At 37.8% G+C, this 24,383-nt stretch carries 18 protein-coding genes; 2 read left to right on the plus strand and 16 right to left on the minus strand.

Annotated features, from left to right (window positions below):
* Positions 1-59: 59 nt before the first annotated feature.
* From rhaB to BO15_RS0100270, 3 genes are read right to left on the minus strand one after another with little or no spacing between them, the layout of a single operon-like run.
* On the minus strand, positions 60-1,433 hold the full coding sequence (gene rhaB / locus BO15_RS0100260) for a rhamnulokinase (RefSeq protein ID WP_033151526.1): 1,374 nt from the start codon (positions 1,431-1,433) through the stop codon (positions 60-62).
* Positions 1,433-2,278: a rhamnulose-1-phosphate aldolase gene (gene rhaD / locus BO15_RS0100265; protein WP_033151527.1), complete on the minus strand. Its 846-nt coding sequence runs from the start codon at positions 2,276-2,278 to the stop codon at positions 1,433-1,435. The genes rhaB and rhaD overlap by 1 nt, the downstream gene beginning before the upstream one ends.
* Positions 2,279-2,291: 13 nt before the next feature.
* Complete coding sequence (locus BO15_RS0100270) at positions 2,292-3,713, minus strand: arabinose isomerase (protein WP_033151528.1); 1,422 nt, start codon at positions 3,711-3,713, stop codon at positions 2,292-2,294.
* Positions 3,714-3,822: 109 nt separating this feature from the next.
* Here BO15_RS0100270 and BO15_RS0100275 point away from each other — a divergent pair, with 109 nt between their 5' ends.
* Positions 3,823-4,788, plus strand: a complete 966-nt coding sequence (locus BO15_RS0100275) for an AraC family transcriptional regulator (protein ID WP_033151529.1) — start codon at positions 3,823-3,825, stop codon at positions 4,786-4,788.
* 18 nt (positions 4,789-4,806) lie between these two features.
* On the opposite strand, the gene BO15_RS0100280 is transcribed toward BO15_RS0100275, so the two are convergent.
* The 4 genes from BO15_RS0100280 to BO15_RS0100295 are packed head-to-tail and all read right to left on the minus strand — an operon-like array spanning position 4,807 to position 10,658.
* The gene (locus BO15_RS0100280; RefSeq protein WP_033151530.1) at positions 4,807-7,038 is read right to left on the minus strand and encodes a family 78 glycoside hydrolase catalytic domain; all 2,232 of its coding nucleotides are present in this window, start codon (positions 7,036-7,038) and stop codon (positions 4,807-4,809) included.
* Positions 7,028-7,888 (minus strand): sugar phosphate isomerase/epimerase family protein, encoded by an 861-nt coding sequence (locus BO15_RS0100285; protein WP_033151531.1) that lies wholly within the window; start codon positions 7,886-7,888, stop codon positions 7,028-7,030. Before BO15_RS0100285 ends, BO15_RS0100280 begins: the two co-directional genes overlap by 11 nt.
* A gap of 5 nt (positions 7,889-7,893) precedes the next feature.
* Complete coding sequence (locus BO15_RS0100290; protein ID WP_033151532.1) at positions 7,894-9,354, minus strand: MFS transporter; 1,461 nt, start codon at positions 9,352-9,354, stop codon at positions 7,894-7,896.
* A gap of 11 nt (positions 9,355-9,365) precedes the next feature.
* The gene (locus BO15_RS0100295) at positions 9,366-10,658 is read right to left on the minus strand and encodes a glycoside hydrolase family 1 protein (protein WP_033151533.1); all 1,293 of its coding nucleotides are present in this window, start codon (positions 10,656-10,658) and stop codon (positions 9,366-9,368) included.
* A gap of 113 nt (positions 10,659-10,771) precedes the next feature.
* On the opposite strand from BO15_RS0100295, the gene BO15_RS0100300 reads away from it, so the two are divergent.
* The gene (locus tag BO15_RS0100300) at positions 10,772-11,998 is read left to right on the plus strand and encodes a helix-turn-helix transcriptional regulator (protein ID WP_033151534.1); all 1,227 of its coding nucleotides are present in this window, start codon (positions 10,772-10,774) and stop codon (positions 11,996-11,998) included.
* 17 nt (positions 11,999-12,015) lie between these two features.
* Here BO15_RS0100300 and BO15_RS0100305 read toward each other — a convergent pair whose 3' ends face one another.
* The 9 genes from BO15_RS0100305 to BO15_RS0100345 form a co-directional block, all read right to left on the minus strand.
* A complete protein-coding gene (locus BO15_RS0100305; protein WP_033151535.1) occupies positions 12,016-13,143 on the minus strand; it encodes a glycosyl hydrolase family 8 in 1,128 nt (375 codons plus the stop codon).
* A 7-nt stretch (positions 13,144-13,150) separates the two neighbouring features.
* Positions 13,151-14,047, minus strand: coding sequence for a carbohydrate ABC transporter permease (locus BO15_RS0100310; RefSeq protein ID WP_033151536.1), 897 nt, complete (start codon positions 14,045-14,047; stop codon positions 13,151-13,153).
* 12 nt (positions 14,048-14,059) lie between these two features.
* Positions 14,060-14,977 carry an ABC transporter permease gene (locus BO15_RS0100315; RefSeq protein WP_044936031.1) on the minus strand — a complete coding sequence of 306 codons (918 nt, stop codon included), beginning with the start codon at positions 14,975-14,977 and terminating at the stop codon, positions 14,060-14,062.
* Positions 14,970-16,640, minus strand: coding sequence for an extracellular solute-binding protein (locus tag BO15_RS0100320; RefSeq protein ID WP_033151538.1), 1,671 nt, complete (start codon positions 16,638-16,640; stop codon positions 14,970-14,972). The genes BO15_RS0100315 and BO15_RS0100320 overlap by 8 nt, the downstream gene beginning before the upstream one ends.
* A gap of 131 nt (positions 16,641-16,771) precedes the next feature.
* A complete protein-coding gene (locus BO15_RS0100325) occupies positions 16,772-18,355 on the minus strand; it encodes a response regulator transcription factor (RefSeq protein WP_033151539.1) in 1,584 nt (527 codons plus the stop codon).
* Positions 18,355-19,941 carry a sensor histidine kinase gene (locus BO15_RS0100330; RefSeq protein ID WP_033151540.1) on the minus strand — a complete coding sequence of 529 codons (1,587 nt, stop codon included), beginning with the start codon at positions 19,939-19,941 and terminating at the stop codon, positions 18,355-18,357. Before BO15_RS0100330 ends, BO15_RS0100325 begins: the two co-directional genes overlap by 1 nt.
* An 11-nt stretch (positions 19,942-19,952) precedes the next feature.
* The gene (locus tag BO15_RS0100335; protein ID WP_033151541.1) at positions 19,953-21,506 is read right to left on the minus strand and encodes a glycoside hydrolase family 43 protein; all 1,554 of its coding nucleotides are present in this window, start codon (positions 21,504-21,506) and stop codon (positions 19,953-19,955) included.
* A gap of 24 nt (positions 21,507-21,530) precedes the next feature.
* Positions 21,531-23,672, minus strand: coding sequence for a glycoside hydrolase family 3 C-terminal domain-containing protein (locus BO15_RS0100340; protein ID WP_033151542.1), 2,142 nt, complete (start codon positions 23,670-23,672; stop codon positions 21,531-21,533).
* Positions 23,644-24,294, minus strand: coding sequence for a YesL family protein (locus BO15_RS0100345; protein ID WP_052169685.1), 651 nt, complete (start codon positions 24,292-24,294; stop codon positions 23,644-23,646). The genes BO15_RS0100340 and BO15_RS0100345 overlap by 29 nt, the downstream gene beginning before the upstream one ends.
* Positions 24,295-24,383 lie beyond the last annotated feature (89 nt).

The raw sequence follows: 24,383 nt of genomic DNA on the forward strand, positions 1-24,383 counted from the left end.
AAAAAACCTCCCGCAATCATTTTAAATGACCGATGGATGTTTTACAATTATATATGTACTTATGCCAATAGCTTTCTAAACGCCTTAAGCCCAGCCACTTCACCAGCAGATACCATCTGGGCACCGATGTTGCCAAGGGCTGTAGCTTCTGATGGGCCAGCTATCACATTTTTTCCTGTGGTTTCTGCTGTGAGTTTATTCAAGTAGCCAGCTTTTGAGCCTCCACCGACTACGTTAATGGTGTCAAAGTGCTTACCAGTGATAGCCTCAACCTCTTTGCAGGCCTTTCTGTAGCAGATTGCAAGTGACTGATAAATTACCTTTGCAAGCTCTCCCGGTGTTTGAGGTTCATCCTGGCCATGACTTCTACAGTATTCCTTCACTGCTTCTATCATAGACTTCGGCGCAAGGAAGCAATCATCGTTAGCATCCACAAAAGCATCTATCTTCGCCTGTTCTGCCAGATTACAAAGCTCAGCAAAAGAATACTCCTGCCCTGCTGCAATCAGCTCATTTCTTACAGACTGAATCATCCAAAGTCCCATGATGTTTTTAAGGAAACGGAATCTACCATCGTAGCCACCTTCGTTGGTGAAGTTGGCTTCCATTGCCTCTTTTGTGCAGATGGCTTCCATGTTCTCACTACCTAAAAGGGACCATGTACCAGATGAAATATAAAGTACATTGTCAGATGTGTTTGGAACTGCAAATACAGCTGAGGCAGTGTCGTGAGTAGGTGGAAGTACAACTTTGCAGTCGAATCCCACTTCTGCCTTTACTGAATCTGAAAATGCGCCAATGAATGTACCAGGCTGCTTAATCTCACCAAATAAATCCTTATTGAAACCAAGCATCTCAATAAGCTCATAGTCCCACTCTTTTGTATCAGGATTAAGGAGCTGGGTTGTAGAACAATTGGTATACTCATTTGATTTAACGCCTGTCAGTAGATAATGGAGATAATCTGGTACCATCAAAAAGCTTTTCGCATCCTTAAGATAGCCCGCCTTTTTATCTGCCATAAGTTGATAAATTGTGTTAAAGATAGCCTTTTGAATTCCAGTGCGCTCATACAGCTTATCCTCAGGAATTATTTTATAAACCTCTTCGTCCATTCCAGCTGTTCTGCTATCGCGATATCCAAAGCATGGTCTAACCACATTATCATTTTCATCTAAAAGAACATAGTCCACTGCCCAGGTGTCAATGCCCATTGAGGTCGGGATTTTTCCAAGCTCCTTACATTTCTTTAAGCCAATAATCATCTGTCTAAAGAGCTCCTCAATGTCCCATCTCTTATGACCATCCACCTCAATCATTCCATTGGAAAATCGATGGATTTCCTCTAAAACAACTTTGCCCTCTTCAAGATGGGCAAGCATATGCCTACCCGAAGATGCCCCAATATCTACCGCTAAATAATAATTTGTCATTATCTTTCTCCAATAATATCGCTCTTCTTTTCGTATAAGCATTCTTCATTAATCTGAACACCAAATGGTGCATTTAATGCTCTAAACTCATCTGGCTGGATTGTCTGACGCTTCTTGTTTGTCATAGAAAGAACCTTTACAAGTACCTCAGCAGCCTTTTCAACTGTATGCATGAGACCAAATGCAATATCAAAATCAGTACCGCATACAAACATACCATGATGAGCCCAAACAGCTACATCCTTTGTTGCCATGATTTCAGATGTTGCAACTGCAATATCTCTTCCGCCTGGAACCATCCATGGTACTACGCCGATTCCCTGAGAGAATACGATTGGACATTCTGTTGCCATCTCCCAAATTTCTCTTGTGAAGATTTCATCCTCAAGCGGAAGCACATATGTAAGTGCAATAACATTTGTTGGATGGCAATGATATACCACGCGAATCTCTGCATTTCTCTTCTTGCAAACCTCAAGGTTCATAAGGTGTGATGGAAGTTCTGATGTTGGTCTGCCGCCATTTACAAATCCCCATACGATTCTGTATTTGCTACCAGTCTCATCTACTTCAATGATTCCGATAGAATCAGTTGGATCGATAACTACATTTCTGAAATACTTTCCAGAGCCTGTAACAAGGAAATACTCTCCTGCTAAATCCTTAACTTCTGTTCCGATTTCTCTCCAATCCCCTGCTACGAACTCTTCCTTTACGCTATCTACTTCCTCAGGCTTGATTCTATAAGAAAGGTTTCCGCCATTGCGCTCATGCCAGCCCTGCTCCCAGCCGTCATTTGCCATTCTCATAAAACCTTCTACAAACTTTGCTTCTAATACTTTCATTTCTATTTCTCCTTTATCTAACTACTACTTCAACTGGTACGTTAAATACCTTTGCAACTTTTTTGATTGTTTCAATATGATGACCCACTGCTGCACCAAAATGATGTGTTGGGCCAGTCTCGCTCCATCTGGTTACAAACTCTGCAGCGCTGCAGCTGAATCTTGTACGCATCATTGTGTCACCGTTCTGAAGAATCTTACCTTCCTCGTTGACGCCTTCGGCAACAACAAATTTGAAATGACCCTCGCCATCCTGTGTGATGCCAAGATAAGTGATAGGTCCTGTAGGTGGATAGAACTGTGTAAGATATCCGCCGCCTGTCTTGCCGTGGAACACATCCATCATCTTCATAGTTGGCTTCTTGGCCTGAGAGATGGCTGCATCACCAGAACCTGAATGTCCAATAAGAGTCACATCATCGTTGAAATCGATAGTGTACATTTCTGCCAGCTGACCTGTTCCAGAGATAGTCTTCAAAATGCTCATTGCCATAGCAACCTTCATATCTCCTTCAACAGCACAAGCTGTTCCCTGCTTTATAAGCATAGAGAAGGCTGGGATAAGAAGGCTGTCCACCTTGCCAGCGATTCCCTTTGCAAATCCGTCATAGTGAGATGCTACGAGACCAAGCTGCTCGTCCTTAACCCATTGTTCGAAGGCAACAACATACTTTGCCATTTCCCATACTTTATCTACATCGCCACCACCAACAATGTCGAATGTATCTAAGATGTCCTCAGCCTTTGCTTTAATAACGGCCTCGTCTGTAATTTCATCTGCAATAGCCCAAATCTTTTCCCAGTCAAACTGCTTTGTGTAAAGCCCCATTCTTCTGTAGAGATTTGACTCATCGATATATAAATCCATCATGCCAGGATATGGTCTTCCAATCTGGGCAATGTTTGTATCTCTAAAACGACGTCGACAATTTGCTGCAAGACACCACTCATTTATTTCTCTTGCGACATTTTCATCTCCACCTTCTACAACACCTGTAATTACAGCGCTACGCTTACCATAGCGATTAAGATCTGCCACCATTTCACCAACTGCACCGCAAGCATAGGCTTCTCCAAGCCACTCTGCTGTACCTGCTGTATCGTAATCAAGTGCCTTAAGCTTCTGAACATTTACAAGGACTACAGGAACATCCAAATCCTTTACTGCTGGAAGCATGTTGTAGCTTGTAGCATATGTAAGAAGCTGCATGAAAACTAAATCTACATCTGCTGCTCTAAACTTATCCCCTGCAGCCTGAGACTGCTCCTTTGTAGTAACTACGCCACCATCGATTATTTCTACAGTGTCCGGAATTGACTTTTTAAAATCCTCAAACTGCTTTTCAAATTCTGGTACCAACGATGGAAACTGTGGTAAATATGCGCCAAGGGCGATAGAAAACACACCCACTCTTGCTTTTGTTTCTACTAACATCTTAATCCTCCTAGAACTTTATTTGCTCTTTATTTAAGCCTATAATATAATGATTTTATTGATGTAACTAGAACAGCAGATTGTATATTTTGGAACCTTATTTGACATTATGAGAAATGATATTTATGAACTTCTAAATCGAATAACAGACGAGGAGAAAATGATTCTTGAGGGGGATACAAACATTAGAAAAGAGCTGTATACCTCTGAGGATGAATTTGTTGTAGATTCGGGGAAACTACTGGCCCAAGGCAAGCTAATCGACATTAGGCCTCACACCAGATTTGCATATTTCCCTACACATAGACACAACTATATAGAAATGGTTTGTATGCTAAAGGGACAACTGACAACTCATTTTGTGGATGGCGAAACTTTAACTCTACATGCGGGTGATATATTACTTTTGAATAGACATGCCAGACACGATATTGAGCCATGTGGAAAGGATGATATTGCGATAAATTTCATCATCCTGCCAGAGTTCTTTTCCCGAACCCAAATTTTCTATGATAGAAACGATATTTTAAGAGATTTCATAGTCACATCTCTTTCAGACAAAAAGAATTACAACGACTATCTGCTTTACCACGCTGCTGGAATCCTTCCAGTAGAGAATCTAATTGAAAATCTGATCTGGACTCTCACATATCACAAAAATGATATGAACACTATCGCTATGTCCACAATGGATTTGCTTCTGATGAATCTTTGTACTCTATCATCAGACACTTTAACTGATATGAGCCGGAGCAGTAACTCAATCACAATTCAAGCCCTTGAATACATTGATACCCATTTTGACAATGGCACACTGGATGAACTGGCTCAGCTAACAGGGTATTCAATAGCCTATCTAAGCCGCCTTTTGAAACAAAATACCGGACTAAATTTCAAGCAGCTTCTCCAACAACGAAGACTTCAGGAATCAGCATACCTGTTAGAAAGCACAACCCTTACAACAGAAAAAATCATAAAAAAAATTGGCTACGAAAACTCTGCATATTTCTACAGAATCTTCGAAGCCAAATATGGTCTATCGCCTAAAGAATATAGAATTAGATCATGGCGATAAGACAGATTTTTTAACCTATTATAATTCACAAATATAGCTTCCTTGAACTATTACCTCTTCACCATTAGGCTTTATCAATTTTCCAGATAAACCATCAGGCAAATTTACACTATAAAGACATTTATCACCCTCATAGTGCCAGCCTACTTTTATGACTCCTTTTTCAGATTTATAAGAGACCTTCGCGAATTGTAACTGTTTACTTGGTAGTGGCTTTAATACTAGTTCATCAAATGTGTATCGTAGACCACAAACACCCTCTATCAACCATTCACAAATTGCTCCGTAGCTGTAATGGTTTTGAGATGCTTTTCCATCCCATGTTTCCCAAACGGTTGTAGCGCCTTGATTTACCTCATATAGCCAACTTGGTTTTGTTTCCTGCAAAAGTAGCTTGTAAGCAGTTTCTACATAACCGTTATCGGCAAGCACTTTGCATAAAAAAGGTGTCGATAAAAAGCCTGTATTTAAATGAAAATCCATCTTTTCAACTAAGGCATTTAGTTTTTTAGCATTGGCACTTATGTCCTTCTCTTCTAAAAGGCCAAATGCAATCGGCCTTACATAATCCTTTTGTCGATCTGACTCAATAATACCATTTGAAATAAAACGATGCTGATATGCTTTTTTTGCTCCTTGGCTTATCTTCAAAAATTCTTTTGCATCTTCATGCTTTCCAATGATATCCGCCATTTCAGCTAAGAGCCTCGCAGAGTAGCTTAAATAAGCAGTTGCGACTCCACTCTTACCTTTCATATCTACTCCACTTGCAAATTCTATATCTGGTTCAGCCCATTCTCCATAATCAAGTCCTGATGTAACATCATAAAAACTGTCTAAACTGCCGCTAAGAAGTTTTTTTATACAGCCTTTTTTAGCTCTTTTTCTGAGAAACATGAGCCACTTTTTCATTGCCTCATAGTTTTCACGAATAATCGACTGCTCACCATATCTCTTATACAAAGTGTGTGTAACAATAATAATTGCATCTCCCCATCCAGCAGATGCAGATAAAAGCTTTCCAAAGAAACTTTCCTCATTGTTTCTTGGTACGATATTTCTAACAGCTCCAGATTTATATTGATTTGCTCTGCAACTTGCCAGCCATTTTTCATAAATTCGTCTACAATCCATTAAATATAGACCAGTATTCACGAAAATCCCCGCGTCACCAGTCCAACCTGCTCTTTCTCTAGTCGGACAATCCGTTGGTATATCGCAGAAATTTCCCTTCATGCTCCACATTGCATTTTTGAACAAAGTATTGAGCTTTTCATTGCTTGACTCAAAGCTTGCTGTTTCTTCCATATCTGAATACACAGCTATTGCCTCAAATTCTGCGTCCTCTAACGAAATATCTGTTTCTATCAAGCAATATCTGAATCCAAAGATAGAAAAATGAGGCTTGTAAGTATTTTTGCCATCATGAGCTGTATACTCAATTCTTTGAAAAATACCACCTTCTTTGTGACGTTCTCCAGGTTGAAAATTTTCAATAGTAAACTCATCATTTTCATCTAGAGTTTCACCATGAGTCAATATGATTTTTTGACCAGACTTTGCATTAAATGTCATCTGAACATATCCTGCAATATTTTGACCAAAATCTATGACCGTTTTTCCAGATGGAGTTTTTATTTGCTTTCCCTTAAATCTTTCCTTTTCAACAATATGAGGATTATCAGTAAATATTAGATTGTTAAAGGAATAGTTCTTCTCGTATACATGTGATTTGTTTTCTTGTACGGTTTTAGAACAATCAATTACTTCTCCCTGACACATATCCGCAGACACAATTTCAGAATGAGGATAAGTCTCCCATGTATTATCAGTCTTCACAATAATAGTATCTTCCGAAGAAATCCATGCCAAAAGCCCTATATGGGTTCCAAAAAGATTTCTTGCGCCAGTAACACCTGCTGCACTTCGATACCAACCATCTCCAAGCAATACCTTAATAGTATTTTTACCTTTCCTCAAAAGACCTGCAACGTTATACCTTTGAACATATAGTTCCTTTTCGTATTCAGATGTGCCTGGAGCAAAAACAAAGTCTCCTACTCTATGATTATTAATGTATGCCTCATAGCATCCATGGGCTGTGATAAATAGTTCCTCGTTACCATTTATAGTTTTTACATCAAAAGACTTTTCCACCCACTTTGGTCTTTGTCTTTTTTCTGTATCAATTTTCTTTTCTGGTTCTATCCAATGTACTAAGTTCGATTTTAGTATTCCGCTAATGTTCATTAGAATAATTCTCCTGCAAAAATGCTATACTTTTCTCCAAAGATTCAATGGGATTATTGTTGACCCAATTTCTATGGCTCTCAAGAATAATTGCATCAACGTTTTTTATACAGTCCAAGCCAAGAATCCTTTTTAATGGCATATTACCATACCCTAACTCTATTGAATCTGATTTAAGAATTGGAGTAATTGGAACTTTTTTTAATCTTGTCCCTCTATCGTTAATGTGATAAAGAACCAATCGCTCACCCAGTTGTTCCATCAATGGAATAAAATCAACACCAGCTTCTGCAGGCCAATATGAATCAAATTCTACCTTAACCAAATCAGGATCCGTATCCTTAAGTATCATTTCATATGCCGTATATTTATTATCAACCTTCAAAAATTCCACATTATGGTTGTGATATAGTAATTGCAAATCTGATTCATGTAGTCTCGCACCTACTTTGTCCAATCTTTTTGCTAAAGACTTTACATCATCATAATTACCATAATCAAATCTGTACATTCCAGTTATTACTATTTTGTTTGTGTCTAATTCTCTCGCCTTTGAAATAACTTCATCAATTCTTTTTTCCAAACTTCCTAAATCGGCATGAAGACTAGTAGCTTTAAGTCTACTTTCCTTTAGCATATCGGGCCAATATATATTGGCCCCCTTACCAACCGGCATACCTGCCATTTTTGTAAGTAATCGAACTATAAATGGTGTACTCTCAATCATAAATAGATTCAATTCTATTCCATCATAACCAGCCTGCTTAATTCGTTTCAAGGCTTTTAATGTTGTCTTTTCATCTTTACATACAGATCCAAGCATTATCTGTTGCACAGCTAAATTATTCATTACTCTTATTTCACTTTCGCTTTCTGTTCTGCTATCTTTTTCTGAATCCTTACCATTTCTTCTTTAGATATAGGAGAAAGCTTCATTGCAAATAGATTACAAATCCAGCCAATAAATGGTAATCCAATATATATGAATATTGTCATATTTTTAATTGCAAGACTTGGTGTATCTGTTGGCTGTGGCATTGTTGATGTATAGCCAATTAAAGCTATAAGTGTAGTTGCCAAAACTGCACCAAGGGATGAAAGAATACGATCAAAGAAATTGTATGTTCCTGTAACAACTGCAGGCATATATTTTCCTGAACGAGCCATTTCATAATCAATCACATCTCCGCTCATAGAAGATGTAGCTGTTGTTACACACATCTTTGCGCCATTAACTAATAATGTAATTACAAAAAATACGGCAGTTGGAAGTATTTCAACAGTCACTTTTCTCATATCAACAATATACATAAATGCTGCCAATAATATGGAAAACGCCATACAAATTCCTGACCAAAAATAAAGAGCTTCTTTGCTACCATGTTTACCTGCATATTTTGCTCCAAAAATTGCAAAAGCAATTGAAGGTAGCATTGCAACTACATTCAGTATTGTTGATAATTGCATATTTCCAATCAATATACCAAATAGCATTGTGGTAATAATAGATTGACTAGCAGTCTGCTGTGCAAGCTTATCAGTAGCTCCTGCTACAATGTACATCTGCAAAGCCTTGTTTGATTTCAACAGCTTTATCATATCTTTTACTTTTACCTTTTCGCTTGCGCCCTGGCTATCTGTTCCAAAGTTTTCTGGCTTATCAGCCTCTGATATACCAATACAAGCAAGTATCGTAAATACGAATGATATAACAATTGTCACTGTCGCACATGCTGCAAGCATCTCTACTGTATATTCATTATTGTATCTAGGGAGTAAGACAACAGTAAAAAATACAGTCATTATCATTGGTGCGAAATAATTATATACCGTTCCCCACACACCAACGATTGGTCTTTGGTTTGGATCATTTGTCATAACAGGTCCAGCTATCATACCTGCAACATTGTTCATTGTGTATCCCACAATATATATTAAATACATCACAGTAAATAAAATAATTCCATGGCCTTTTCCTGAGCACCATATATAGAGCATAAAGATTGCCAAACTTTCTAAACCCCAACCTGCCAGCAAGAATAAACGAATTTTTCCATATTTTGTCATAGTCTTATCTATTAACATTGCTATAAATGGATTAATGAACCCATCAAATATTCTTGTCGCTGTCAACAAAAAACCAACAAGTGCAGTTGCAATTCCATAACCAACATTTGCCACATAACTAGCATAGGTTAAAAGCATATAAAAACACATTGCTCCACCTGAATTTATTGTGGTAAGTGCTATTTGCCAGTTTTTTGCTTTTCTATAGATATTCTTTTTTTCTACGTTAGATGTTAAATTTTCTGTCATTATAAACCTCACTACTTTTCCATAAAGCTGCCAAGAACTTTAAGACTCTTTTTTGGTGTTCTTTCCATTGTATTTCTGTCAACTGATATTAATCCAAAGGTCATTGAAAAGCCCTTTTGCCACTCAAAATTATCTAATAATGACCATGCAAAATAGCCCTTTAATTTAATGCCCTCGGTAATGCAATCATTAAGTCCTGTCAATGCTTCTTTTATAAACTCACATCTTCTTTCATCATCCGATGTTGCTATTCCATTTTCAGTAACGATAATAGTGCCTTTGAATTCTTCAGCACATCTTCTAACAACATTTACTATTCCTGCAGGATAATCCTCATAGCCCATCTGTGTTTTAGTCCCTGTTTCAAGCGAAGAATTTGCACCATTTTCGTCAAATATCTTTCTTGTATAACACTGAACTCCAAGGAAATCGTCCTTTTCAATATATGGAAGATAGTGTGTGAATTCATCATCCCATGCTTTCTTTGCGTTCTCTTCCCCACCATCTACACATTGGATGTCATGAAGAGAAAGAGTCAATCCAACCTGTATACTAGGATCAACTGATTTAATTGCATTTCGTGCAGCATTATGGGCTTTCATTACAAGCAAATCTCCTTCTTCACTAGCTTGTGAAACGAAATTTGCTACCTTTCTAGGATCATCTATATTAAATGCTTTTGCTGTTTCCATCATAGACATCATCATCTGTGATTGATTCTGAGAAAGATTTACTCCAACCTGTACTGAGCCTTCCTGATTTTGAATTTCTGACTGCTTAGACATTCTTTCCGTAATATCCTTAATTAAAAAGGCCATCTGAAGACGCATATTTGCTTCATTAATTGTGCATACATATTTAACTTTACCTGCAACATGTTCTGTTACATATCTTGCATATCTCTCAAAATAATTCACCACTTCTGGAGATTCCCAGCCACCCTTAGTTATTAGCCATGCTGGTGACGAGAAATGATGATAGGTAACTACCGGTTCAATTCCGTTTGCAAGACAGTAGTCAATCACCTTAATATAGTGCTCCATTTCCTTTTCATTCCACTGACCTTCTAGAGGCTCAATCCTTGCCCATTCAATGGAAAATCTATATGCATTAAGCCCTGCTCGCTTTAACAAGTCGATATCTTCTTCATATCTGTTGTAATGATCTACGGCTAATCCAGATTTTTCTACAAAAACAGAATGTTCAAGATTCTCCATAATCCAATAATCACTACCTACATTGTTTCCTTCTACCTGATGAGCCGCTGTTGCTGCACCTAACATAAAATCTTTTTTAAATAGCATAAATACCTATCCCCCTTTTGTTTTATGGATTTATTATATTTGACAGAAATATATAGAAATAATAAAATTGTACATATTTTATTAAATTAGTACACTGAACAGGAAGAATACATATGTCCCACAGATTACAGTTATTAGAATCATTGCAATCTACCATCAATATTCCATTTTGCATATACAATACTCACACCGAAATCTCTTATTTCATTCCAGACATACCTATGCCTAGTTTGATGAAATATGTAGTCTCAAGATTTAATAATGAAGGACACGATATAAATACCCCACTAATCATCATTGAAGAACCATCTATTTTTATTGCCATTTCAAAGCTATCCGATTATAGTTTTTTAATTCTTGGTCCCTGTTTGCCTCAAGAACATAGTGATGAATTTATAAATCACTTTTTCTTTGGAAAGCCATATAGCAAGGACAAGGAAGCAATTAAGCTAAACATAAAACAAAGCAAGCTTATTTCCATAGAAGAATTAAAAAATGCACTTTGTTTAGCTTACTTTATAAACACTGCCAAAGAGCTGGACAAATCTAATATTTTAGTTGATGAAATAATTGCATCGAATGAGCCTTTACAAAATCTCCAATCTCTTCTAGAAGTTAATAATCTTGAAACCGAGGATAAGAATTACAGTAGCCCTGAATCCATTAATAACGACTTATACTCTTACTTCGCCATGGATGGAATTCCAGTCATGGAAGACTTATTTAAAAAGTTTTCAGAACCAAATCAGTATTCCTTTACGAAAATGTCCTTGGATCACGATCGCCAAACAAAATATGTTTTTATGGTAGTCGCCAACAAGATTTGTCAGGAAGCAATCCGTAGTGGTGTTGGAGAAGATGCTGTAAATGTGATTGCTGAAATAATATGTCAGAGAGTTGACTCAGCGCCAACTTATTTTGATGTGAGACCTTATTATGTAGAACTTATTGCCGCCATCTCAGAAGTTGTAAATAACCATGCCACAGTTGAGAAAGGTTATTCACCTATGATTTCCAATTGTGTGTCTTATATAAATTCTCATGTACAGAAAAAACTAAACTTATCTGTACTATCAGAAATATGCAATGTTTCCGAGCGTTGGCTTTCTAAATGTTTTAGAAAAGAGGTTGGGGTTGCTATTCCTGATTACATTAATAACATAAAACTACAAAGAAGCACTCAATTGTTGCTTTATTCAAATGCAACTATAGAAGAAATATCAGATTTTTTTAGCTTTTCAAACCAAAGCTATTACTCGAAATTATTTAAAGAAAAATATTCCTGTACCCCATTGGAGTACAGGAATAATAAAAACATAGATAACCCAGCTCACACCTAGTGTAAGCTGGGTCTTTTTTACCACATTTTATAATTTCCACTTAGTGCCAGCATAGCAAACATGTAAAGACAATTGTCGTAATATCTTCTATCGCCTGTTCTAAGTGGAGTGTTCCAAAAATCTTCTACTGCTTTGAGGCTCCACTGATTGTCAGAAGCTAAGCTTGCCTGAGCAATTGTAGCAGTGAGTCCCACTGGATGAAGTGCTTTGCCTTCAATAGGGGTGCCGTCTATTGCATAGATTCCACGGTTGTTGTCTTCTGGCAGTGTGTAGAAGAAGTTTTGTAGATTGTTTGCTGTATTTCTACTCCACTGTAAAAAGTCTTTGTCTTCCGTATCATCTTTTGCCCATTCATAATTCAAGCCGATATTTGCAATAGTTCTGTAGGCATCACTGTAAAACCAATCATGTCTACCACCAAAATTTCCATCATCGGGATATGGTGTTCCGTCGTAAAAACTATACTCTGGAGAAAGTCCAGTTGATGGATGACAGGCTATCTTAAGGAAATCCCTGCTAGCCTGAGCCGCCTTCTTCCAAAACGCCTTATCCTCTGGATAACAGTTTTCGGCAAACAACTCATAAAAATGAGGCAGATGATATGATGGATCTGTAAACTCTAAACCTGGAACAAACTTGATTAAGCCATCATCACTCCACATGTTGTGACCACCATAAAGCTCTTCGTGATGAATACAAGTTTTCAGGAGTTCCTTCGCCATCTGGCTATAGTTATATATTCCAGTCCCATCTCCCCATCTATGGCTTGCAAAAATAAGAGCCATAGCGAAAAATTCTTCACCATCTGGAGCTGGGCCATCAGAAAACTTTTCGCCATTAGTCCCTATAGACCAGGTGAAATATCCTTTGTTTTCTCCCTGGTTTAAATGCATGTTTGTCATGGCCCAGTTCCAAAGCTGATCAAACTCCTTCTTCTTATCCATCTGAACGCAAATCATCATGCCATATGAAATGCCTTCAGTTCTGGTGTCGTTGTTTCCTGTATCAACAAGATACCCCATAGTCTGATCATCAGTTGTGTAATAGAATTTGTCATTGCCATAGAAAATTTCATTAAATGTCTCTTCTACTCTGGCATTTATTTCTTCACTTGTTTTTCCTATTTCTAAAAATACATTTCTCATGATGCCTTTATTCCTTTACGCCTCCAAGTGTTAGTCCAGTTACGAAGTATTTCTGAAGGAATGGATAAATGCAAATTATAGGAAGCATTGTGATAATTGTCGCTGCTGCTCTAACGGATGTTGGAGTTACGGAGCCGTTAGAATTCTTCATAGACTCAGCAGACGAGCTTTGGTTGGTTACAGAAGAAAGGAGTTTCATTAATTCGTACTGCAATGTTGTTAAGTCATCACTCATTCTGTTATAAAGCATTGCATCGAACCAAGAGTTCCACTGACCAACAGCTACGAAAAGAGCGACAGTTGCGTAAACAGGCTTGCACAGAGGTGATATTATCTTTAGGAAAATTGTTGTATAGCCCGCTCCGTCCAACTGTGCCGACTCTTCCAAACTATCTGGAATACCCTTCATGTAGGTTCTAATAACAAGCATGTTAAAAGCAGAAATCATTCCTGGTATTACATAGACTGCAAAACTGTTAGTTAAGCCAAGTGACTTGTATAGGAGAAAGGTTGGAATAAGTCCGCCATTAACATACATTGTTATTACCCAAAATAAGGATACTTGTTTGGCAAATATAAAATCTTTTCTACTTACAATAAACGCTAAAATCGCATTTGATACTAAAGCTAAAAATGTTCCAATAATTGTTCTTGCAACAGTGATAAATGCACCTGTAATCAGATTATCTTTCTGAAGTACTGTGGTGTAATTCTTCCAAGTAAATTCACGTGGCCATAAATAAATTCCACCTCTTAATGCATCAGTACCGTCATTCAAAGAAATTGCTAACGTATTCAATACTGGATAAAGAGTGATTACTACGAAAGCAATCATGAAAATTGTATTGAATATTCTAAAGGCCAAATCGGCACCAGAAATCTTCTTTCTCTTTTTCTTATTCATTGCCTAGCCCCCTTAGAATAATCTTTCTTCGCCGTGTCGTTTTGCAATTCGATTACAAATTACAATCAACACTATACTTACTACACTCTTGAAAATACCTGCTGCAGTACCGATTGCATAATCGCCCTGGCTGATGCCCCATTTCAATACGTATATATCGATTGTCTGAGATACATTTACAACAAGACCATTTCCAAGTAAGTACTGAATTTCAAAGCCTGCATTCAATACATTTCCGATATTCATCAGAAGTAAAATCATGATTGTAGGTTTAATTCCTGGCAAAGTAACATGCTTTATTTTCGCCCATCTTCCAGCTCCGTCGATTGCTGCAGCCTCATACAAAGAAGGATCAATAGCTGTGATTGCTGCCAAATAGATAATGGCGTTCCATCCTGTTTCCTTCCATACATTTGCAAATGCAACGATAGGCCAGAAATATTTTTCGTGGGCAAAAAAGTTGATTGGCTGTTCCACTAAATTAAAGTTTAAAAGCAACTGATTAATAATTCCTGTTCCTGAAAGTGCATCATGAAGAATTCCTGTAACAATAATCCAAGAAAGGAAATGTGGAAGGTAAGAAATTGTTTGAACAACCTTTTTGCCACCTTGGCAGGCAATCTCATTTAGCAAGATTGCAAATAAGATTGCCATGAAAAATGTTACAGCCAAGTTGATAACACCCATTGCAAGGGTATTTCTAATTACTCTTAAAAATGTGACATCAGAGAACAAGCGAATAAATTTATCAAAGCCTATAAACTTGGAATGCAATAGTCCAGTTACTGGTTTGTAATCCTGAAATGCCATTACCCATCCTGCAAGAGGTAGATAATAGAATACAACTCCATATACAACTATTACTGCAGCCCATATCAAAAGTACCTTTTGATGTTTTAATTGTGTTAGGCTAATTGATTTTTTATTCATACTTAGCAGCCTCTTCTATTCTTCTATCAAGCTCTGTCTGCATCTCAGAGAGGAAATCCTCTGGATGACATGCATTGTATGCTTCCATGTACTCATCCCAAGCGGCATCGAAATCGTCAGCCATTACAACCTTTGGAAGATACTGGTGTTTTGTCTCACCCATAAGTGTCCATGCTGTACCACCTGGTGTTGATGTTGTCATTGAATTTGAGAATGTGTACATTGGATACCATGGTCCTGGTGCTGGAGATGTACCAAGCATCTCTACATATGTCTTCACACCATATGCTGCAAAACAATTTTTTACAGAATCTGAAAGTCCATCATAGAACTCATCTTCCTGACCATCAGGTCTCATAGCATTCTTTCCATCACGGCTAGTGCCTACCCACTGTGGGAAATATGAATATGAGCATAAATGTGATGCCTTGTATGCTGTATCTGACGCATTGTTTCTCATTTCCTGTGTACGAGAGAACATACCATCATCACCTACAACGTAATCTACACCTTCTACACCCCAGAATCTAAGGTCATGTACTTCCTGTCCCAAAAGATCATTTACAAACTGAAGTGCGCCTTCAACATCTTCGCAGCTAGTTGTAATTGCAAGACCTGAAGAAACGTTCAATTCTCCGCCTGAATTGTGCCACTGATTTGTAATGCTTTCATCAATAGTTATTGGTAGAGGAACGTATTGACATCCCTGCTTATCAAGACCTGCTGACTTAATAGCATCTTCTGCGTTATATGCAAAATCCCACCACTGGTCAATCATGCCAAGAACACGACCTGTAGAAAGCTTTGCGATGTACTCATCATATGTCTGTGTGAATGACTCCTGGTCTACGATTCCCTTCTTGTACTCTTCATTTAACTTCTTGAAGTACTTAACAGCTGTATCAGTTGTATTGTAATCGATAATCTTTTGTGTTTCTGGGTCTACGATTACAGAACCATCATTTGGATAACCATCAAGGAACTGTGGTGCATTTTCCAAACAGAAGTATCTCCAGTCATCGCAAAGGATTGTGTAAGGAATATTCTCTGTACCATCTTCCATTGTTGGATTAGCTTCGTTGTATGCTTCAATTAAATCAAAGTACTGATCCATTGTGCGAACTTCTGGATATCCTGCCCACTCAAGCACTCTTGTCTGAATCCAAAAAGCCTCACCGTTTTGTGTACATTCTCTTTCTTCTCCATAGATGTTTGTGAACTGTGGAATCCAGTAAATATGTCCATCATCCTGTCGAATAGCATCCCACTCCTGATCTGTGAAGAATTCCTTAATATTTGGATATTTGTCAATATAATCATCAAGTGCAACTAATGCTCCAGCTTCATATAACTGAACAGAACCATTACCACCATCAATAAAATCTGGATACTCGCCACCAGCAATAAATGTTCCTACAGCCTCCTCAGCTGTCTGTCCTGTAAGCCAAGTCTCTTTTACCTTGCAACCTGTCTTTTCAGCGATAAGCTGCTGAACCTCATTGTCATCATTAATTTCTGTACCTGGAACTGCAAAGAATGCTGTAAATTCTTTGATTCCATCTTCGTTAACTGCTCCGCCATGTCCAGCTGTTTTGCCGCATCCAGCTAACATAGAGGTAAGCATTGTAGTAATTAATAATGCGCTTACTACTCTTTTTTTCATATAAACCCTCCTTTTATTCGGGAACCTTTCTCCCTCTTTTATGGTATTATTTTAGGAAAAATCACAATTGAAAACATCCGAGAAACTATAGATAAAAGGGGGAGAAACTTTACATTTCTCCCCCTCAAATTTTAGACGGCCATATTCTTTTTATACTTTGTAGGGGTACACCCCTTTGCCTCAATAAACTTGTTTACAAAGTAATCAACATCCTTGTAGCCCACCATTTCAGCTACTTCGTATATTTTCATATCGCTTTTACGAAGTAGCTTTGCAGCTTCATTTAGACGCTGCTCATTAAGATAATCCTTAAATGAACAACCATATTTTTTCCTGAAAACCTGACCTAAATATGCTGAATTTATATAATACTTTTCGCTTAACTCTCTGAGGGTTAAATTGCTGGCATAATTTCTTTTGATTTCATCTTCTATCTGACCAAGCACACCCTTGGATACGTTTTTACGAAGCTGAGTTATGTAATCTCCATAAGCATAGGCCATTTTGCAAAGATGAGTCCGGCCACCTCGTCTAATTCCCTCTTCTGAGGTACTTTCCAAAATCATTCTAAGGATTTCCTCCTGATTGACTTCGTTATCCAGCTCGCTTGCAAGATGTATCAGCTGAAACAGAAGGTAATTTATATTAAGATTCATGGTAGATTCTGTAACACCAGTGTTTTTCATTTCCTGATAAAACTCATCCACTCTTTTTCTTATTTCGACATGTTCCCCACCTTCGATTGCCTCTATAAGGTTGTCTAGCTGTTTCTTACAAATAAGTATGCCTGTATCAGTGATTTTGTATTCATCTTCGTAATAATAAATATTTTTCTTTTCTCTAAATCCCTGGAGAGAACGAAGCATATTGGCTGTACCATATGATTTTGAAATATTCCTAATACCAGAGACATTTTTGCCTACTAACATCGTAATTTCTAGATTCGTATTTACGATAAGATAATCATAGAATCGTTTCAAATATTCCTCAGTGGTAAGCTGTAGTTTTTGCCCCATTGAGTCTGTATAGATAAAGCCTATATCGTAGGTTTTCTCGCTGTCAGAAACATCCATTATGCATAATGCAAAATCGTTCTTAAGAAATTCATCTGCCGCCATGTAAAGCTTATTCAGCTGTTCCTTCTTTTCTTCATCTGAATAATCCTCTGATAAGGTAGCAACATCCAACTGCACCTCTACATAACACATATCCTCATCCACATTGATTTTATCTGATATGCATTCAATATTTGTCTTATCGTATTTCCCTCTAAGAAGGGACATAATATTTCTATCAAGATAAGCCTTATCCTTCTTTGCCTTATCCTGAATCTCAATGATTTTTTCCTTGTTCAAATCGGCAATTTTTCTAAGAATAGTAAGTAATTGCTCCCTTTCCACAGGCTTTAAAATATACTCTACACATCCATGCTTTAATGCTTCCTGGGCGTATCCAAACTCCGCATATCCGCTAAGAATCACATAGTATATCTCATCATTTAGCTTTCGAACTTCCTTTAAAAGTTCGATTCCATCCATTAGTGGCATTTTAATGTCTGCAATAACAAGATCGACTGGCTGTTTCTTTATGAAATCAAGAGCCTCTTTTCCGTTTACAGCAGTGAAGATTTCATAGCCTTCAGCTTCCCAGTCAACTAATACCTTTAGACCTTGTAATATGAACGGCTCATCGTCCACTAGCAAAACTTTTAACATTAAATCATCCCCTTTAAATACATCATTGGTATTGTAATTTGGAATAGAGTTCCTGTACCTATTTCCGACTCCATATCAAACATAACATCATCTTCTGATATCATCTTTAATCTTACGCATGCATTTACAATTCCAACTCTACCTTTCTCCTTTAGCATAGAAATATCGGCATTACGCATATTCTCCAGCAGTTCATTTGCTATATCTTCTGGAATTCCGCTTCCTGTATCCTCTATTTCTATAATTACATTTTCGCCTTTAACGTATATACGAACAAAAATCCATCCCGGTGTGGTTTTACTTTCAATACCGTGAACAACTGCATTTTCCACAAATGTTACAAGGGTCAGCTTTGGTATCAACAGTTTTCTGCATTCATCCTCAATATCTATTTCAAAAGAAAGCCTATCCCCAAATCTGTATTTTTGAAGTTGCAAATATGCCTCTACAAAATTCAACTCGTTTTCAATTGCTATTATGTCATCGTTCCATTCAGTATATTGTCGTTGTAGCTTTGCTAAATGCTCCACCATTTTAGCTGTTTCCTCTTCCTTTTTAAGAAGCGAATGCATCCGAATGCTCTCAAGTGCATTGAACAAAAAGTGTGGATTTATTTGGCTATGAAGGGCTATTAGCTCTGCATTCTTTCTAGCTACCACTGCTTCCTGCTCTCGCAATCTGTTTTTCAAATTGGTGTGCATCAGGCTGCTTACAAACACCGGCAATGCAATATTTATTACAATCAAAAATAATAGCTGATACCATCGTTTTCTGAACAAATCAATAAAACTGTAATTAGTATCTTTTATTTTGATTTCCAGTTTTTGTCCGTAAACTTCACACTCCTGAGAATATGCAATATTCTCTAACAGCGTCTTGTTAGCATATTCCTTGCTTACATTACTATATTTTCCATTGGACATTAACACTCTAGTATCGTCACATATATATGCTTTATATGGATAATTCAGATTCTCTATATCATCAACACACTTTGAATAATCTATCTTTATCAGCAAGATATTGGGCGAATTATACTTGTAATAGTTCAGTCGCTGAAAATAATAAATCGTCCTTTGCAGGGCTCCTGTTGGCTGTTTTGTCATTCCAAAATAAAGTCCCTTGTTCAAATGGGATGTCAAAATATAGTCATACCAGTCTGTTCCAATAGCCTTGGTAATCTTCTGAAATTCCGCTCCATTTGTGATGGTATTGTTGTCCAAATAAATACGATATTCCATACCAGACTGACCTGTTACAAGCTTTAAAAGTGTGTCATCAAAGAATGTTTGGTATGCATTGTAATACTCAAGATTTGATGAGTATTCCTTATGTAAAAACCTATGTACGTAGAGGCTGCTGTATAAAGCATTTCCCAACTTCGCAGCCTCGTCTACCTGATTAAAGAAAGTGTAATTGATGGCATTTGCTTCATTTTCCATCTGATGAAGAATTGAAGATTTTTCTGAATTATAAATGGACTTGAAAACAAAACCATCTGAAATGATAATTGGAAGCACTACACAAAGGATGTACAAAAGGGCCATCTTCCTTTTTATTTCAAGCTTATTAAAAAACCTTTTCATATATCATGCCCTTAATTCTTTGTATGACTAATCCATTTAAAGCTACATCTGTTATCCGAATCAGCACCATTGGATGAAGTGTACATACCAACTGTGCAGCCAACAAATCCCCCTGCTTCCTCTGTTGTGTATGGAATCAAATCAACATCTTCCTTCACAGGCAACTGGCCATTTTCATCAACAATATAAATCTGGCACTTCTGTTCCTTTGCCTTTATTCCAATTTCAACCAATCCATCTGAAACTGGTATGGATTTTATGACCTCTTCTTTTCCAGAAATGACAGTTCTCACACGGAATTGCTTTCCATTCTCGCCTTTTACAATTTCCATAACCAAATGATTCTCATGGTTTTGGAACAACACAAGGCCGCCACACTCTTTATCGCTCTTAGGGGTGAAATCAACTCCACAGCTAACAGCAAATGAATAATCCTTTTGGCGAATTCCCAAATAAGAAGGATTGCAAATATCCTCTATTCTTTCTGGGCGAGTGTAGAGAGTAAGGAATCCTGGCTTTTCTGTAAGAGAATAGAAATTCTCACTTCTTCTTTCTATTCCAACTAATCTATCGTCCAATTCTTTACCGTCAAAATGAATAATATCTGTATAGGAATTTTCCTGGTTGAATCTGTATTCCTCAAATGGAAGCTCAATCTGGTCTGTTAGCTTTCCAATACCTGGGTTGATAACAGGCCATCCATCTTCCCAAGTCACCTTGGCAAGGAATGTTTCTCTCCCCATACTGCAATGGTTCTTACACTGTCTTGATGCAAGCATTACAATATAGTAATTTCCGTCTTTATCATCTACTAAATCTCCATGTCCTGCATAGATAACAGGATAGTTCTTGCCCAGATTTCTATGTGTGAATATTGGATTTCTTGGGCAACCTTCAAACCATTTGAAAAGCTCCTTTGATCTGGCAACTGATATGGCATGCTCTGGACCTGTGCCACCTTCTGCATGAATCAAATAGTAATAACCATCCTTCTTGTAAAGATGCGGTCCCTCTGGCCAAATAACATCCTTAACAGCTCCCTTCCAGATAGCCATAGATGGGCCAACAAGCTTCATAGAATCTAAATCAAGCTCCTGCACCCAGATTTCCCAATCTCCATTGTATTTAACACCTTCTGGATTTGGTCTGGTGCCAACATAATAGCAACGGTCATCATCGTCAAAGAATAAGGATGGATCAATACCTGGGCACTCCTTATCTCCAAGATAGTAAGGTTCTGACCATGGCCCTGCTGGGTCCTTAGCTGTTACTAAAAAGTTTCCTCCAGCATCAACATTTGTTGTAATCATGTAAAATGTGCCTTTGTGCTCTCTAATTGTTGGAGCAAAAATTCCCCTAGAGATTTCACCATGTAATGGCAGCTGGCTTTCTCTATCAAGTACATGACCTATCTGCTCCCAATGTGCCAAATCCTTGCTGTGGAAAATTGGCACTCCTGGGAAATATACAAAGCTTGAACATACAATATAAAAATCATCACCCACTCTGCATATTGATGGGTCTGGATAAAAGCCCTTTAAAATTGGATTATTAGCAATTGTCATTATCTTCTCCCTTAACGAACTATCCTAGTATTCAACCTGAATAGTTTCACCTTTCAAATCTATTTCAAATACATCACATTTATTTCCTGTAAGCTCTTCGCTTCTTGCATCAGGCTGGCTAGTTCCAATAGCTATCTTGAACTTTCCTGGCTCCACAATGGCATTTCCCTTTTCATCGATGATTGCAAAATCCCTTGGATTAAGCTCAAATGAAACTGTTTTTGTCTCGCCTGGTGTAAGGACTACTCTCTTAGCTTTTCTCAAAGACCACAATGGAACTCTTGTTGACGCTTCCACATCCTTAATGTATACCTGAACCACTTCTTTTTGATTCATGCTTCCCTGGTTTGCCACATCAATTGTCACTGTAAAGTGCTCATCCATGTTTCCTGAAATCTTATTAATAGAAGCATTTTCGCATTTGATTTTGGAATACCCCAATCCATATCCAAATGGATAAAGTGGTGTTCCCTTAAAATATCTATAAGTTCTATTATCCATAGAGTAATCTTTGAAATCAGGTAAATCCTTGTCAGATGCGTAGAATGTAACAGGAAGCTTTCCGCTTGGGCTATCCTGTCCGAACAACACCTGTGCAATAGCTTTTCCACCTCTTGCTCCAGGATACCAGCACTGCATTATCGCATTTACGTTTTCCTGTGCCCATGATAAATCAAGCGCCGAACCAGATAAAAGAAGAAGCACAACTGGCTTTCCTACTGCAGTTATTTTTTCAAGTAATTCCTGCTGTAAGCCTGGAAGCTTAAGTCCCTTTTTGTCACCACTACCAAACTCGTTTCCAGCGTCACCTTCTTCACCTTCGATTGTGGAGTCTAAGCCTAAGCACATAACCACAACATCTGAGTGCTCTGCAACTGCCATAGCTTCTGCAAAATCATCTCTTGCTTCGCTAAGCACATGCATTCTATCCTTCCAAAGATGAGTTCCATCTGCATGGAATACTCTTACATCATCTCCAACAAATCTTTGGATTCCCTCAAGTGGAGTGATATATTCAGATGAGATTCCTTCATAATTTCCCACAAGAGCTATTCTTGAGTTTGAATTAGGACCAATAACTCCTATGGTCTTTAACTTGTCTTTATTCAGTGGCAAGATGCCATCATTCTTTAATAAAACAAAGCTTTCCTTTGCTGCTTCATTGGCTAAATCCTTATGCTCTTTGCATTCCACCACTTCATATGGAATATCATCATATTTACTTTTTCTTTCAGGAAGAGTTCCTAAGCGTAATCGAAGTTCTATCAATCTTTCAACAGCTGTGTTAATTGTCTCCTCTGAAACAAGTCCAGCTTTATATGCGTAAATAAGCTTTTCATATACGCATCCGCAGTTCAAATCACAGCCGTTATTCACAGCCAATGCTGCAGATTCCACTTCGCAACCTGTTACCTTATGGTTTTCGTGGAAATCCCTGATAGCCCAACAGTCAGAAACCACATGTCCTTCAAAGCCCCAATCATCCCTTAGAATATCCTTTAGTAAGCGTTTGCTACCACAGGCTGGCTCACCGTTTACACGATTGTAGGCTCCCATAACAGACTCTACCTTGGCATCCTTCACAAGTCTCTTAAAGGCGTAAAGATAAGTATCGTACAAATCCTGATCAGAAACCCTAGCATCAAAATGATGTCTGTCTGCCTCCGGTCCGGAATGAACTGCAAAATGCTTTGCACAAGCAGCTGCCTTTGGATTATCAAGGTCTGGTCCCTGCAAACCTCGTACAAAAGCCATGCCAAGCTGACCTGTAAGATATGGATCCTCACCATATGTTTCGTGACCTCTGCCCCATCTAGGGTCACGGAAAATATTTACATTAGGTGCCCAATATGTAAGTCCCTTATAAATATCTCTATCACCATGCTTGATGAACTGGTTGTATTTTGCTCGACCTTCTGTAGAAGTAGCATCACCAATTTTTTCCACTAGCGCCTCATCAAATGTAGCTCCCAGTCCAATTGCCTGAGGAAAAACTGTTGCATCTCCAGCTCTGGCCACCCCATGCAAAGCCTCATTCCACCAACAATACGCTGGTATTCCTAGCCTATCTATTGCTGCGGCATGATATAGCATCTGACTAGTCTTTTCTTCCATAGTCATTTGCGACACTAATTCTTTAGCACGCTTCATTGTTTCTTGATTCATTTTCATCTTCTCCTTTTGTTATCATTTCTAGCTGAGTGTCAAACTCCTTACTGATGTAGTAAAGAGAGACTGTAGTAGTAAGTATCCAAATTGCCAGCCCCCACTGGATGTACCATGCACAAATAATATATGGTAAAAAAGTTACTATAAAAATCAGCACCATTCTTGGGATATTTAGTATTGCCATAACGATAGATGCTTTTACTAAATCCTTTGTTGTGGTCTGAAATCTTGCCATGAAAGGAAACATACAATATATAATTGACCAAACTAAAAATGTAATAACTGCTAATACCACTCTCATAGGAACAGGCATTGACTGTGCCATTCCAAAGAAAAGGTTGTACCAGTCAAAAGCTAAAACTAAAAGTACTAATAGCTCTACCATCCAAACTGGAGTTATTTGTTTGAAATTCAAACAGAATGACTTAAAGAAACTTTTTACTGCACTTGTTTCTTCTCCCTTAGCAATCTTCATGGAAACATAATATTTAGCAGTAAAAGACGCACCAATAGTGATTATTGGTATAGAACATAGAACACAAAGTAGGTTTAATATAATTAAATCCGTTGCCTTTCCTAGAAATTCCATTACCTCGCTGTCCGGTCTTAGGATATTCATAACAATCTCTCCTTTTTTGCAAAAAAATAACTATTCAGTCCAATCTGATATACCTCAGATTATCCTGAATAGTTACATATTATCATTAT

The sequence above is a fragment of the Pseudobutyrivibrio ruminis HUN009 genome, assembly GCF_000703005.1.
In the GTDB taxonomy this organism is placed as follows: Bacteria; Bacillota; Clostridia; order Lachnospirales; family Lachnospiraceae; genus Pseudobutyrivibrio; species Pseudobutyrivibrio ruminis_A.

What these genes read in the sequence shown, in the direction of transcription:
- BO15_RS0100325 (WP_033151539.1), bottom strand. Translation starts at nt 18,355, where the DNA reads ATGTTAAAAGTTTTGCTAGTGGACGATGAGCCGTTCATATTACAAGGT.
- BO15_RS0100295 (WP_033151533.1), bottom strand. Translation starts at nt 10,658, where the DNA reads ATGCTATTTAAAAAAGATTTTATGTTAGGTGCAGCAACAGCGGCTCAT.
- BO15_RS0100270 (WP_033151528.1), bottom strand. Translation starts at nt 3,713, where the DNA reads ATGTTAGTAGAAACAAAAGCAAGAGTGGGTGTGTTTTCTATCGCCCTT.
- BO15_RS0100340 (WP_033151542.1), bottom strand. Translation starts at nt 23,672, where the DNA reads ATGAATCAAGAAACAATGAAGCGTGCTAAAGAATTAGTGTCGCAAATG.
- BO15_RS0100300 (WP_033151534.1), top strand. Translation starts at nt 10,772, where the DNA reads ATGTCCCACAGATTACAGTTATTAGAATCATTGCAATCTACCATCAAT.
- BO15_RS0100320 (WP_033151538.1), bottom strand. Translation starts at nt 16,640, where the DNA reads ATGAAAAAAAGAGTAGTAAGCGCATTATTAATTACTACAATGCTTACC.
- BO15_RS0100335 (WP_033151541.1), bottom strand. Translation starts at nt 21,506, where the DNA reads ATGACAATTGCTAATAATCCAATTTTAAAGGGCTTTTATCCAGACCCA.
- BO15_RS0100290 (WP_033151532.1), bottom strand. Translation starts at nt 9,354, where the DNA reads ATGACAGAAAATTTAACATCTAACGTAGAAAAAAAGAATATCTATAGA.
- BO15_RS0100280 (WP_033151530.1), bottom strand. Translation starts at nt 7,038, where the DNA reads ATGAACATTAGCGGAATACTAAAATCGAACTTAGTACATTGGATAGAA.
- BO15_RS0100330 (WP_033151540.1), bottom strand. Translation starts at nt 19,941, where the DNA reads ATGAAAAGGTTTTTTAATAAGCTTGAAATAAAAAGGAAGATGGCCCTT.
- BO15_RS0100310 (WP_033151536.1), bottom strand. Translation starts at nt 14,047, where the DNA reads ATGAATAAGAAAAAGAGAAAGAAGATTTCTGGTGCCGATTTGGCCTTT.
- BO15_RS0100345 (WP_052169685.1), bottom strand. Translation starts at nt 24,294, where the DNA reads ATGAATATCCTAAGACCGGACAGCGAGGTAATGGAATTTCTAGGAAAG.
- rhaD (WP_033151527.1), bottom strand. Translation starts at nt 2,278, where the DNA reads ATGAAAGTATTAGAAGCAAAGTTTGTAGAAGGTTTTATGAGAATGGCA.
- BO15_RS0100305 (WP_033151535.1), bottom strand. Translation starts at nt 13,143, where the DNA reads ATGAGAAATGTATTTTTAGAAATAGGAAAAACAAGTGAAGAAATAAAT.
- rhaB (WP_033151526.1), bottom strand. Translation starts at nt 1,433, where the DNA reads ATGACAAATTATTATTTAGCGGTAGATATTGGGGCATCTTCGGGTAGG.
- BO15_RS0100315 (WP_044936031.1), bottom strand. Translation starts at nt 14,977, where the DNA reads ATGAATAAAAAATCAATTAGCCTAACACAATTAAAACATCAAAAGGTA.
- BO15_RS0100285 (WP_033151531.1), bottom strand. Translation starts at nt 7,888, where the DNA reads ATGAATAATTTAGCTGTGCAACAGATAATGCTTGGATCTGTATGTAAA.
- BO15_RS0100275 (WP_033151529.1), top strand. Translation starts at nt 3,823, where the DNA reads ATGAGAAATGATATTTATGAACTTCTAAATCGAATAACAGACGAGGAG.